The 14,688-nt window shown below is 46.4% G+C and carries 8 protein-coding genes; all 8 read left to right on the top strand.

All coding sequences use genetic code 11. The features are described from left to right. Positions 1 to 78: 78 nt before the first annotated feature. The 8 genes from ACZMIG_RS07450 to ACZMIG_RS07415 all read left to right on the top strand — a co-directional run bounded on the left by ACZMIG_RS07450 (position 79) and on the right by ACZMIG_RS07415 (position 14,524). The gene (locus tag ACZMIG_RS07450) at positions 79 to 654 is read left to right on the top strand and encodes a DUF3575 domain-containing protein (protein WP_021854462.1); all 576 of its coding nucleotides are present in this window, start codon (positions 79 to 81) and stop codon (positions 652 to 654) included. A 20-nt stretch (positions 655 to 674) separates the two neighbouring features. After that, complete coding sequence (locus ACZMIG_RS07445) at positions 675 to 2,081, top strand: DUF3868 domain-containing protein (RefSeq protein ID WP_302024611.1); 1,407 nt, start codon at positions 675 to 677, stop codon at positions 2,079 to 2,081. Positions 2,082 to 2,133: 52 nt separating this feature from the next. Further along, a complete protein-coding gene (locus ACZMIG_RS07440; protein ID WP_482682915.1) occupies positions 2,134 to 3,870 on the top strand; it encodes an Mfa1 family fimbria major subunit in 1,737 nt (578 codons plus the stop codon). 412 nt (positions 3,871 to 4,282) lie between these two features. Continuing rightward, entirely contained in the window at positions 4,283 to 5,380 is a 1,098-nt protein-coding gene (locus ACZMIG_RS07435; protein ID WP_053397660.1) for a FimB/Mfa2 family fimbrial subunit, read from the top strand. 37 nt (positions 5,381 to 5,417) lie between these two features. Beyond that, positions 5,418 to 7,154, top strand: a complete 1,737-nt coding sequence (locus ACZMIG_RS07430) for an Mfa1 family fimbria major subunit (RefSeq protein ID WP_487889400.1) — start codon at positions 5,418 to 5,420, stop codon at positions 7,152 to 7,154. A gap of 32 nt (positions 7,155 to 7,186) precedes the next feature. Continuing rightward, positions 7,187 to 7,468, top strand: a complete 282-nt coding sequence (locus ACZMIG_RS07425) for a hypothetical protein (protein WP_487889399.1) — start codon at positions 7,187 to 7,189, stop codon at positions 7,466 to 7,468. Further along, on the top strand, positions 7,398 to 8,588 hold the full coding sequence (locus ACZMIG_RS07420; RefSeq protein ID WP_487889398.1) for a hypothetical protein: 1,191 nt from the start codon (positions 7,398 to 7,400) through the stop codon (positions 8,586 to 8,588). Before ACZMIG_RS07425 ends, ACZMIG_RS07420 begins: the two co-directional genes overlap by 71 nt. A gap of 917 nt (positions 8,589 to 9,505) precedes the next feature. Next, positions 9,506 to 14,524: a hypothetical protein gene (locus tag ACZMIG_RS07415; RefSeq protein ID WP_487889397.1), complete on the top strand. Its 5,019-nt coding sequence runs from the start codon at positions 9,506 to 9,508 to the stop codon at positions 14,522 to 14,524. Positions 14,525 to 14,688: the final 164 nt, after the last annotated feature.

Here is a 14,688-nt window from a genome sequence, read left to right as displayed (position 1 = left end):
CCATCTGCTGAGATAATATAACTATGAATAAAAACAAGATTCCGAGAAATAGAAAAAACTAAAATATTTACAGGATTTATGATTAAACGCATATTAAGTACAGCACTATTTGTGTTGGCAACTTCAGCCACAATGCTGTCACAGAACGTGGCGTTGAAGACCAATGCATTATACTGGGCTACCACAACTCCTAACTTAGGAATTGAAGCCTCAGTAGGTAAGAAAAGCACGCTGCAGCTGTTCTATGGTCTTAATCCGTGGAAACAGTCGGGCGGCGACCAGTCGAGTCTGCGCCACTGGCTTGTTATGCCTGAATACCGCTATTGGTTCTGCGAGAGCTTCAATGGCTGGTTCATCGGTGCCCACCTCATGGGCGGACAGTTCAACGCAAGCAGCGTTGAGCTGCCTTTCGGGTTCTTCCCCGAGCTTGAGGACCACCGTTATGAAGGATGGTATGCAGGCGGAGGCGTAACGGCAGGATATCAGTGGGTGATGTCAAAGCACTGGAACTTTGAGGCATCCATAGGCCTGGGATACGACTACATAAAGTATGACAAATACAAGTGCGGAACCTGTGGCGAGAAGCTCAAGTCGTCGCACACCAACTATTTCGGCCCGACAAAGGCCGCGCTGAGTCTTATTTACATCTTCTGATACTATAAACCACCAAGGACATGAAAAGATTATCTATATATTGTGCATGCCTGCTGGCCGCGCCGCTCGCGCTGCAGGCACAGAGCGTGGAGCCTAAGCTGGCCGGACGGACGGTGACGGTAGAGAATATCAAGGTAGAGAACACTAACCAGACTATGGTGGTTGACCTCGACCTCAATATGGACTCGCTGAAGCTGCCTTCTAACATGAGGCTCGTCTTCACGCCCATCATCACTAACAACACCGAGGAGAGGCAGATGCCGCAGATAGTAGTGAACGGACGCAAGCAGGACATCTCTTACCGCCGCGGCGGACATAAAGACTTTCCGGCAAACGTGGTGGCCGTAAGACGTAAGAACAACACCGACCAGACGCTCCACTACAGCGCCGTGCTGCCCTATGAGTCCTGGATGAAGAACTCTAACGTCATCGTGGCTGAAGACCTCTGCGGATGCGGCGATGTGAAAGACCAGAACACCGTTGAGCTGAAGCGCCTGCGCACGCCGTTCATGCCGTATATGCGCCCGGCAGCCGAGGCACAGAAGGTGCGCCATGAGGAAGGACGCGCGTTTATCGACTTCCCCGTTGACAAAATCACTCTCTATCCCGAATACCGCAACAACCCGCGCGAGCTGGAGAAGATTGTGAACACAATCAACCTCGTGAAGAACGACAAGAACACAACCATAACAAACATCGAAATCCACGGATATGCTTCGCCCGAGTCGCCTTATGAGCACAACGCATATCTGGCACAGAACCGTGCCAAGACGCTCAAGGACTATGTGCGCAAGCTCGTGCATATAGAAGACCGCCTCTTCACCGTATCGTCTACGCCTGAAGACTGGGAAGGCCTGCGCGAGTATGTCGTTGAGGGCAATCTCGACAACAGCGACGCCATACTTAAGCTCATCGACGACAAGACGCTCGACCCCGATGCCAAAGAGTGGAAGATTAAGTCTACTTATCCTACAGACTACCGCTTTATGCTCGACTCATGGTATCCCGCTCTGCGCCACTCTGACTATGTGGTGAGCTACAGCGTGCGCCCGTTCTCGGTAGACGAGGCAAAACAGGTGCTGAAGACCAAGCCGCAGCAGCTTTCGCTCGAGGAGATGTATATGGTGGCACAGACCTACGAGCCGGGCTCGCGCGAGTTCAACGAGGTTATGGAGACCGCCGTGCGCATGTATCCCGACGACCCTACGGCCAACATCAATGCCGCATGCACACGCATGGAGAGCGGCGACCTTGAGGGTGCTAAACGCTATCTCAGCAAGGCAGGCAACTCGCCGCAGGCTCTGCACGCCAAGGGCGTGATGGCCATGCTCGAGGGCAACACCGACCAGGCACGCCAGCTGCTCAATCAGGCTAAGCAGGCCGGAGCACAGGGAGTGGACAAAAACCTGCAGATACTCGACATGTAAAAACACGAGAATTGATAAAAATATTTTTTAAACCAACTCAATTTTTTAAATTATGAAAAAAGTAAAATTATTTTCCTTCGCATTGGCAGCGCTGATGCTGGGAGCTTGTTCAAGCGAAGATGGCATTGACAATGGCGGACAGGGAACTGTATTACCTGGTGAAAAGGGCTATATCAGCCTTGCGATCAATCTGCCGACAACACCAAGTACACGTGCAAATGATGACTTTGATGATGGCTTGGAGGCAGAATACAAAGTAAATGATGCAACTCTTCTTATTTTTAACGGAACAGATGAGGGTACTGCTGTTTTCTCAGGAGCATACGATCTTGGTTCTATGACTCCAACATCTGTTGGTGGCAATATTACAGCTTCTTACAATGTTACGCAGGAAATCACAAAGCCTGGTGCCGGAAACGTGTATGCCTTGGTCGTTGTTAACAAGGGTAACGTGCTGACTAATGATGGTGAATGGAAACTGAAGGGTGAGTCTTTAACAGGAAAGACATTTGATTATTTTAGAACAACTGCTCAGACTCTTACTGCGTCTGAATTGGCATCTGTGACTTCTGATGCTGAGGGTAGTTTCTTTATGACGAATGCTCCTCTTTACACAAATCCTGGTGGTGTTACAGACCCTAACGGTGGTAATGCTGTTACTCTTACAAAAATTAATACAGAGAACATTTATTCTACACAGGCTGAGGCAGAGGACAATCCTGCAGCAAGTATATATGTAGAAAGAGCTGTTGCTAAAGTAACGGTTACAAATTCTAATACAGGTTCTGCTGGAAGTAGCCTTACATATGCAATCACAGGTTGGACTCTTGATGTTACTAACACAAAATCTTACATTGTTCGTAATGTGAATGGTGCTGACTGGTGGAGTTACAAGGCTGCTACTTCTAACGATTATCGTTTTGTCGGCTCTGCTGCTGTCGCTGCCGGATTGTATCGTACATATTGGGCATACGACCCGAACTATGCAAGTCTTGTAGAAGGTGATTTTACTAAGCTGGAAGGAACAACTCCTGCATCTTTGACTGACGTTGGTAAGAATGCTTACTGTCTGGAAAATACATTTAATGTAGCCAATATGAACCAGAATCAGACAACACGTGTTATCGTGGCAGCAAAGCTTACAATGGCAGGAGCTGAGGAGAGTGGAGATTTCTATATCCTGGATAATGACAAGAATACCATTTTCACTAAAGAGAATGCTGTTAAGGCTATTAAGGCTGAATATCTGACAAATCCTGCTGTTGTTGCTGCATTGCAAGATCCTACAACAGGTTTGAATGAAGGTCAGTCTATTGGTGAAGCAGACCTTACTGTTAATTTTGACAGCAAGGAAACTACAGGCGGTGACCTGACGGTTACAGAAATAACTATATCAGAAGATAGAAAAGGTGATTTCAAAGGTGGTGAGATTCCTGCTGTCTTGAAAGCTGATGGTAATAATGATATTATCGCAGCTGTCAATGCTGGTAAGAAGGTTTCTTATTATAAGGGCGGTATTGCTTACTATCCTGTATTGATTAGACACTTCGATGACACTCAGGCAAATTGGAACAATGCTGAATATAACAATAACGGAAATGATTATCTTGGCCGTTATGGTGTACTGCGTAACAACTGGTACAATATTGATGTTACGGCTATCAAGACTATCGGTTCTGCAGATGTTCCAGATGTTTATGGTACTCCTGACGATCCAATGGAGTCTTGGATCTCTGTTGAAATCAACGTTCTCTCTTGGGCTAAGCGCAGCCAGAGCGTAGATCTCTAATAAGATTGAACTTCATAAAAGTTAAAGTTAATTGACAACATCCGTGTGCGGCCGGTATGGGCCGGCCGCACATTTTCTTAAAAAGGCAGAAGCCGCAGAGGTGTGGCCTGCATGTAAGTCTGCCCGCAGAGACACCATGAGATACGGCGGGGTGCAGCTCCGGCACAGAGAGAGGAGCCGTTGCGGAACAATGTTGCCGCAAACCAAAACTGACAACAACGAGGCACGACGCTCAAGGGCAAGTGCCCACAACATAAACAGCGACAGCCCAAGGCTAAACATCTGCTTAAGCAACACAGACAGATAGGCATCCGGGCTGGCCCGGCGAGGATAGACAGCAATGTCGCCGCGCAAAGACAATGCAACAATTAAATATGGATAAAGGAAATAAAAACAAAAAATATATATGCTTATGAAGTATCTTTCAATAAAGCGTCTGACTTGGCTGTGCATTGCGGCTTTGTCGACACCGGTGTTCACATCGTGCGACATGATGACCGAAGACAGAGACGACTGTCCCATGGGGCTGTATCTCAACTTCAAGTACGACTACAATCTTGAGCGCGCTGACATGTTCAACGACCATGTGGGAGCTGTAGATGTCTACGTGTTCGACGAAAACGGCAAGTATGTCACACGCCAGTCGGAGGCCAACGTGGGCAGCTCGCTGCCGCTGGCTGTGCCTACATACTCAATGAAGATGGACCTCGATCCGGGCAAGTATAAGTTCATAGTGCTTGCCGGACAAAACTCTTACTCTGAGCAGATGGAGTCGGGACGTGCACGCTTCGTCCGCTCTGACCTTACTGCCGGAGACGACATGACGGCACTCGACGTAAGACTCGAGACAACACAGCAGGGCAGCGACATGCTCCTCGTTGACAACCACGGACTGCCGCTCGACACTCTGTGGCACGGCATGGAGGTTGAACCTGTTGAGGTGTTCGCCGGAAAGCCTACTTACCACACAATCTCGCTCATGCGCGACACCAAGAAAATCAACGTGACAATGCGCGAGCTCGACGACCCCACACAGATGGACGTGGCAAACTATGACATGACCATCACCGACCGCAACTCGCACATCCTCTGGGACAACTCGCTCGATGAGACCAGCACCGTGGTCTACACGCCGCACGCAACATGGAACACCGACGACCGCACGCCGGCCTTCGACCATAACGGCGACCCAATAGACGGAGTGGGCAAGATAGCTCATGCCGACTTTATGACATCGCGCATATTGTATCATGCCGATGCAAAGGACGACGGCATACTGTCTATAGTGAACAAAAACACCAACATGGAAGTGGTGCGCGTCAACCTGCCCGACCTGCTCAGCCGTCTGCGCACGAGCGAGGAGATATACCGCTACTCGGAACAGGAATTCCTCGACCGCGGCTACGACTATCAGCTCGACTTCTACCTCAAGGGCGACCGCCTGGCTTACGTAAATATCAGCATCAGCGTGCTGGGATGGAGCAAGCGGGTGCAGTTTGAGGAACTGTGATTTAAACAGCCAACCAACCTAAAAATCACGAATGTCTATGAACAAGAATATATTACATACAGTTAAGGGCGTTGCGGGATGCCTGCTTATGGCATCTCTCGCGGCCGGCTGTGCGCAGGAAGACATCGACACCGCTCCGTCAGGCGGAGGCGGCATGTCGGCATCTTCTTATGTCTCGCTCAGCTTCGCATCGCAGCAAAGCACGCCTACGCGCTCTAATCCTACGGGAGGCGAACAGGGCGACGGAGATGAGACTGGACAAGATTATGAGAATGAAATAAAATCGGCCGTGGCCTTCTTCTATCAGGGCAGTGGCACTGACGGAGTGAACAGCAGCGGTACAACTCCAATCATGGCTGTAGCAACATTTAACGTTGGAAGCCCTACCGAGCCGGGCAACGGCATCGACCGCACCTATACAACAACGCCGCAGCAGGTAGACCTCGACGACGGAACATATAACGTGCTCGTGGTGGCAAATCCGGGCGCAGACTGGTGGACAGGTCAGTCGCTCACGCTCGCCGACGTGCGCAATCATATACAGACCACGGCATGGACAGCCTCAGGCTCTGACTATTCTGATTTCGTAATGACATCAGCTGCCGACGCCACGCTCACGCTCAATTCTAACCCGGAGAGCGACCCCGCAAAAGCTACGGTAAACGTAGAGCGCATGGCAGCAAGGCTCGACTATAAGGCCGAAGCGTCTTATACTTGTACCGACCCGGCATATACTGGTGCCACAGTTGAGATAACCGGCGCAGCTCTGGTGAACAATCTTACTGCAGGCAGCTATATGTTGAAGCGCGTTGCATCAACTGTTGACGGTGTGCCGACATATCTCGGTAATGAAACACCAGATGCAGGAGTACAGACTAACTACGTGCTCGACCCGTGGACGGCAGACAAGACATCAGCCAACAACAGCTTTACCATTGGCGGTGAAGTTAAAACAGCCGAAGATCTTTATGGCGAATGGTTTGGCAACATCTCGCAAGACCCTAATTATTGGGCTGATTATGTTCAGCCGGGAATAGAAGTTTCTGACGGAACAGAACAATGGCAGCGTATAGGCTATACCCTCGAAAACACTACGGCAGCTGAAGAGGCAGGAAAACGTTACAGCACGGGCGTGGTGTTCAAGGCAAAGTTCCATCCGCAGGGCGTGGCAAATTATACCGATGGAGAAACATTCTTCGCGTATGGTACAAAGATTTATGCCTCAATGGAGGATATGATGGCCGGATTTTATGGAAGTAAGTTTGATGATTTAGACAATATAACAAGTTGCGTGACATGGGGGGATGTAAAACAGTTTATTACATCCACATTGCTTACCAATGATCCGTCGGGATATAACAAATATCTTGAAGGACTGGCTGAGGGTAAAGACGATTCGGAAACTGTTTCGGATGCTTCTTCGCTTACATGGAGCAACTATATGAAGAATGAGTGCGGCTATTCAAAAGACGAAAATGGAAAAGTGGTTCTTGACCAGAATGGTAAGGTTACGCGTATTGCCTTGCAGCCTTACGGAACGCGCACATACGAAGACGCCACATGCTATTACACATGGTGGGTGCGCCACAGCAATGACAATGATGATACAAAGAAGGGTATAATGGAGTATGCCATTGTGCGAAACAATATATATAAACTTACGGTCAACAGCGTTTATTCGCTCGGAGGCGAAGTGCCGGAAGAGGAGAGTCTGATTGTTGACGTGTATGTTAACGACTGGCTGCTGCTCGATAATGAGACTCTGCCTATGTGATGTAATGAATATAATGAAAAAACACTGACGTTATGAACAAGATAAAGCAACATATATATAAGGCTATGTTATGGCTGCTGCCATGGATGTGCGCCGTGCCTCTCGCCTCATGCTCGTTCGACGACGACATCGACACGGGCGACGACAATGCTCCCGCCATGCTTCAGCTGAGCATCACAGCACGTGAGGAAGGCGACCTGAACACAAGAGAGGGTACCGAAGTGGGGGCAGAACAGCGAGTATATGCACAACCTGCTCGTGCTTTTTATACAGGGCGACAAGGTCGTGAAGAAATTCTTGCCAGATTTGAGTAATGACGAAGCAGCAAAGGTGGGAAACTTGAAGACATGGACCTCAGAGAGCTTCACGCTAACACCGGGCACATACACAGTGTATGCCTTTGCAAACATTGATTCTTATTTCAGTACGGCGTGGAGCAGCCTTACAGGATTGGGAGACGGCGAATCTCTTACGGAGAAGGGTATTGATATAGACAATATCGTGCTTGAAGACAATCCTGCCTCAAAGCTTGACTTGCTTACTTATTTTATCCCGATGAGCGCAAAGGAGGAAGTAACCGTTACGCGTTCTACACGCAACATCTCTATCGGTCTCGACCGCCTTGTAACCAAGATAAGAATGAGCATCACGGGCAAGCCCAACACAAAGGTTACAGCCCTGTCGTTCGGCGGATATGCAGACAAGATAGGCTTGTTCTCAGATACTCAAGTAAATGATATGCAATACACCTGTCAGCACATTGTGTTGAATGGTGAAGAAAGTCAGAGTATACAACTAAGTGATGGCGGCACTTATCAGTTTGCCGATTTCTATGTTAACTCTTCGCCTGGAAACTCAGGATATACTGTTACTCTTGAAACAGACGAAAAAAATGGCACTACATACACGGCAACAACAAAGCGTACAGTTTTGCCCCGCAACAGCATATATCCGCTTTCACTCAATCTTACGGGTTATGATGTAACTCTTGACTTGCATTGTTGGGTATCGCCTATAGGCAATGTTCCGGTAGAGGTAAAATTGTCGCCTAATCCTGATTATTATACATGCACGATACCAGAGGGATCTCAATTTGAGTTCACGGTTGGAGTTACTCCAAGTGGAACAACTGCAATAGAAAATCTCAAGAGTGCATGGACCTTTGATAAAGAAAGTGTTACAGGTCTGGCTTTTGACAATTATACAGAGGGTGATACAACGGTAAAAGGCCATGTTACGGCTTCAGCCGGAAAGACATTTAACCTTACATTTGATGTTACATGGACTGCCGACAGAAATAATTTCGAGCGGAGATATAATGTAATCATAACTACCGACGACATTACTAACTTCCCGTTTAAGAGCAAAACGCGTACACCGGAGTTCGGTCTCGACTATCTGCGTCATGAAATGCTCAATATGTTCATAAAATAAAAAGGAGGACATAAGATATGAAACAAATACATAATTTATATAAGCTTCTCATTCTTTTCTGCGCAACATTCCTTGCACAGAATGCTGTGGCGCAGGTGTCAGATAATAAATATAATATTGTTGCAAAGACTATCAGTGCTACTCGATACTCTTCTAATGCATTCAATAATGCAAGCAGGGCTTATGATGGTAATGAATCAACATATGCAACAGCTACGGCACAGACAGCGCGTTTAGACTTTAATTTAAAAGGAGAAACGCTAACTGCAATACAGTTTTTTTCAGATAATGGGCAAAATGAAACACGACCAGAAACATTGAGAGTGTATGCAAGTGATGATAATACGTCTTTCACCTCTTCTAATTTGGTACAGACCTTTACTTTTGGAAGAATAAATCACAGAGAGACAGTCTATCTTTCAACTCCGATAACGAAAAATTATATTCGTTTAGAATTTGTTTCGAGTAGCAGTAGAAGACGTGTTCAAATAAATGAAATATATTTGTATTCACCTGAAGGAGACGTATCTATTAAACATAAAAGATCTAAATGGTTTGACATAGCCGAAAGTTTAGGACTCCCTAATAGCAGTTTGGGTACATTTAGTTATGATAAACCCTGGTTTACATCTGTTATGTCAAATAATCCTGATGCTAAATTACAGGCAGCACATACTTATATCGATACAATTTATGTGCATAAAGGTTCAACGGTTAATTTGTCACTTCCGACTCAGATGAGCGGTAATTATTCTGTTCATACTTATCAGCGTTGGTACAGTTATCGAACAGATGGAACATTTGAAACAAATCATTCAAGTGGTTCGGCATATGATTTGTTGACTCCGACCTCAGGTTCTGCCTATCGTCTGTCTAATGGGTATGTAGGAAATCCTTTGGGAGATAAAATGACTTCTATGAACTTTTATTATCCGGAAGATGATGAATTTAATTCATGGTTCGATAATGCAGCATCATTTGATAATGACTGGTATGTTGTTGCTTGTGATGTCTCTGGTTATACAGATTTTTGGGAGAAGTACCCTGGGGCACAGGATGATGTTGATGTTTCAAATGCCACCTTGTCTCAGAGATTTAGTAGTAATGGATATTATGAGCCAACGCTAGCTTTGCGTGCTGTGTTCTATATAGTAGGAGTTGATGGCCATAAGTCTACTGATAATTGGAATAACGGTCATAATCGTTTAAAAGATGTACATTATCAAGGTGGTGGAATAGCTGAAGATAAGAAGTATCTCGAAGAATATGATATAACCTTCCCGGCAAAACATTTGTCTAATCATACATCTGAGTTGGTCGCCTTGTCTAAGAATGCGAATGGATATGCCATACCTGATGTGTCTGAAACTGCAAGCTTATCCATTCAGGTTGTAAATAACAATGCTGGACTTCAGCTCGAGACAACACAGTTGTCGGGAGATAATCGTATTATAAAGTTCAGAAAACAAGGTGTAGGTACAAATACTCCTTGGGAGGTTGCAGATGGCAGTACCGCAACAATTCTTGTGACGAAAAGTGCAGGTGGAAAAATATATAACATAGCACGTTATAATCTTACATTTAAGGCAGATGCCTTACCTTTGACACAAACGCAGGTGTCGCAGCTCGGCACAAGTGATGCTCAAGGTAAGTCGTGGAACTATACTTATCGCTCTCCGCAATGGATGAAGGACAACTTGGAACTGCTTACTTCACTTAATTTCGATTACGATCCTGATGTGGCTAGCATGTACGGACAAGACCACTATTTCCCTTTCCCAATGGATTGGGGACACAGCAGTTATGCTTTCTTTGATGGCTCAAAGAAAGGTGATTTTACCGGTGCGACACAGATAAAAGAACAATATTTTACTGAATGGGGATACTATGCTATTGTAGATGATTACATGGGATATGGAGAATTAAATGGTAACTTAAGTGCACTCCCGCCAAAAGGTGTCGGAAAAGATGATGACGGCTATTTCCTGTTTATTGATACATCAGACCGTCCTGGTATCATCGCCCGTTTGCCTTTCGAAGACCGCCTGTGTGCCGGTTCGGAGCTGTTTACGACAGCTTGGATTAAGAGCTCAGGTACATCCAGTAACGATGACGCCGCTGTAATGTTCACGATTATGGGTGTAAAGAATAATCCAGACGGGACAGTGACCTATACGCCTATATATCGCCATTCGAGCAGCCAGATACGTACCACAACGCTTCTTACAGCGGGAGATCCGGGTACAGGCTCAGGGCATAACGAATGGTATCAGGTTTATTTCTCGTTTATTAATAACGACCCGAATGTTGCCAATTATGACTCGTATATGCTTCAGATAGAGAACAACTCGGCATCAACGTCGGGAGGTGACATGTATATTGACGATATACGTGTTTATCTGATGCATCCAAACGCGGAGGTAAACCAGCTTGATGCTACTTGTGTAGGCGACCGTACACTAATGAACGTTAAGATAGACTGGGAGCGACTGATGTCGAGAATGGGTTATGATGATACGTCGAACGGTGTTGACGCCATCGATTTCTGTTTTATTGATAAAATAAAATATGACAACTATCTGGTTGCAAATCCAGGAAAATATGCCGAAGCCATAGACGCCTCGGTTGTGGAAGTGGGCAATAATGAAGATCCGGAGCAGGGCGGATATAATGAAAAATATAATACGCTCAACTTCAAACTGCCGTTTGTTGATAATATTGAGTATAACGAGAATAAGCATCCTAATCTTGCAGCAGACACATACGATGGCAGCAAGTATTATTTCTATAGAACTACGGATAGCGAAACCGGACTAAGAAGCCTTGTTGTGGATTTCTATTCTGCGTTGACTCCAAACCGGCCTTACGTGATGCTTATCAACATACATGATAATAGCGACCTGACTCTTGACGCAGAGGATTTTGCTGCTGTGATAAATGACCAGTGCGCCATAATGACCGACTTCTATGTTACGTCAGAAACATTGTTGCGCGTTAACGGTGAGGTGGTAGATCCGTCAACAGATTTCTGTGCCGGACAGATATTTAACTTCTCAGCTCAGATGCGTGTGCCTATACCAAAAGAAGATGGTACTGAAGATTATATAATAATAGATAATGGCGTTTATTTTGACTGGTTCTTTGGCACAGAAGAAGAATTTATTGCACCAAATCAGAAACATGGTGGAGAGTCTTTGCAAAGTGCACTTACAACCTTCCGTGATATTTATATTGACAAAGAGGATTTGAGTGGTGTTACAGCAGGTGAACATGATGCTATTGATGGTCAGAAAACAACTTTAAAACAGGAGCAAATAGATATAATTGCTGAATATCTAAATGATCAAACTGGTGGTGGATTGCATAATCGTCTCGTATTGCATAAGGAAAATTTGGATATAGCTCTATTACAGGACGGTTTGCGATTGGTTATACAACCTATTCAAACTCTTGTGCCTCCTGCTGAAGGTGGTATTAGTGAAGAACAATGGGCTAATGTTTGCTGGTCGTATATTCCTTTAATTTTACATACAGATGGTGATGCCCCACAGCTTCATGCAGGCTTCAATACCGTAAAATATCCTAATGACGCGTTCAATCCTGGCTTGCGTATAGGTTTGAGTCAGATAAATTCTACGTCTGCCGACAAGCCGATAACCATAGATTTACGCGGTGCGGTATTGGTTACAGAGGGTACCGACCATATTGGTATGGTTAAATCTTTGACTCCAGATGTATTTGGTAAGATTTATCTCGTTGCCACGGACGATCCGGCTTATAACAAATTCTTTACAACAGACTTTAGCGAATATTCGTTACCTATCGGTGTGTTAAATTCGTTGTTTGCAGAGCCATATAAAGAAGGTTCTTCATATAAAGATAATATGGAAATCTATTTTGACACACAGTCAGAACAGTCTAATGGCTTCAAATTTGAACCAAAGGAAGGATATACATATACGTTTGCGGTTCATTTTGAGGAACTTAGTTCTTCAGGAGGTAACATCAGCAACGCATGTTTCGGTAAGTTCACAGTCGACATGAAGGTGGTTCCTGAAAATCTGGTATGGAGCGGTGCGGACGCTACAAGCAACTGGAATAATGATGCCAACTGGAAGCGTGCGGATAAATCCGCATTGAAGAAGGCTGCTGACGACAGTTATCTGACTAATGAGGCTAATACCACTGAAAAAGGTTTCGTGCCGATGCTGTTCTCTAATGTTGTCATGCCAGAAGGAAGCAAGGCTGAGCTTTATATGGCAGGATATGGCGATGGCGGCGCATGGACAAATACGAGCCGTCCGGATTATATGGAACTGCCGACAGAGAATATTCAGTATGACCTGATGGCTTATGAAAAAGACGGAGCGCTCACCACTCAGCGCTACCGTGTAAATATTTGCCGCGATATCCACTTTGAACTGGGCGCACAGATGCTGCATGCTGAGCAGTTGCTCTATAACAAGGCGTGGACAGACGTGGAGGTTACTCCGGGACAGTGGACAGCCGTAAGCACACCGCTGCAGGGCGTTGTTGCCGGCGACTGGTATGCTCCTACAACAGGAAAGCAAGAGACAGAGTATTTCAAGGATATCAACTTCACTGATGGAGGCTATAGCCGCCTGAATCCTGCGGTTTACCAGCGCAGCTGGAGTACAGGAGCAAGTATTGTTGAAAATGGCGGTGGCACCACTCCTGTATCGTTTACTACAGAATGGAGCTCTGCATACAACGACGCAAGCGTGCCTTATGTTGCAGGTGGCGGATTCTCTATCAAGGGTGTACTTAAAGATGCAACATCATTGCTATTCCGTTTCCCGAAGGCCGATGAAAGTTATGATGTAAGTACTGCTGAGGAGGATAAAAGCGTTGACCGTACCAATGCAGGCAAGCTGCTTGTGACAGGTTTGTTGGATAGAAGCAATCCTTTAAAATACAATCCTCAAAATGATGTTACGACTACGCTTACTCCGTCTGCTGACGGCAAGTATCTGATGGTAGGTAATCCGTTTATGGCTCCGCTTGATGTCCAGGCGTTTGTTGAGAGCAATAGCGACGTGCTGGCACAGAAATATTGGATTGGCGATATGTCAGAAGACAATGCGGTTGCTTTTACTGAAAACGGATGGTCTGCTCAGACATCTCTTATTGCACCATATTCAGTATTCTATGTTGAGGCTCTCGGTCATGAAACAGAGGCAGAAACAATTTATGATGCTAATGTGACTGTTAAATTCACTGCTGCCATGCAGAAGTTTGAAACAACTTCAACAGGTGAAGGCTCACAGACCGTTTCTCTCAAGATAACGGCAGAAGACGCTGAAGGCTCAAGCAGCGCGGCTGTGCGCTATGCTGCTTCGGCAAGCAACGGCTTCGGCATGGAGGATGCACAGATGATTAGCGGACTGACAGGCAATGCCGACAACGCTCCTAAGGTTTACACCGTAGCCGGCAACACGGCAGTGAGCGTCAACCAGCTGAAGGACGCACAGCGTATACCGTTAGGCGTTACGGCAGCCGACGGCTCAGTTGTAACCCTTACGTTCAGCGGCGTGGCAGCCGTTAAGGATGCCGCTATCTACGACGCCGAGCTGCAGAGCGAGACACCGCTCTACGAAGGCTATCAGCTCACGGTGAACGGTCCGTCATACGGCCGCTACTTCCTGATAGGTCACGGCTCGGGCACAACGGGCATAACCGAAACGGGCGCAGAGGGCAACGTCAGCGTAAGCTCTATCGTTCCGCGCCAGGTTGTCGTTACGTCAGACACGGCTCTGCGTTCAGTGAGCGTATGGTCGGCAGGCGGTGCACTTCTGAAGAAAGTATCGCCCAGCGGCAACTTCACCTGCACTCTCAATGGTGTCGACAGCGGCATGGTTGTCGTGCGCACAGAGACAGAGAGCGGCTCGCAGGTGACGAAAATAAGAGTTAGGTAAGTTTTTTATATTTTGACCGACAGGTCAAGTTGCAGGAGAGAATGGGAGTGTCCGTGAGGATGCTCCCATCATTTTTTATGCCAGTTGTGAGGACATACCGGAAAGAACGGAGATGGGACATATGACTGCCGGTGAGTAGATGACGATGCCAAATTTGCCGTTTG

The organism is Xylanibacter sp. (assembly GCF_057607445.1).
The sequence above is the reverse complement of the archived record's forward strand: the minus strand, read 5'-3'. Positions and strand labels throughout refer to the sequence as shown.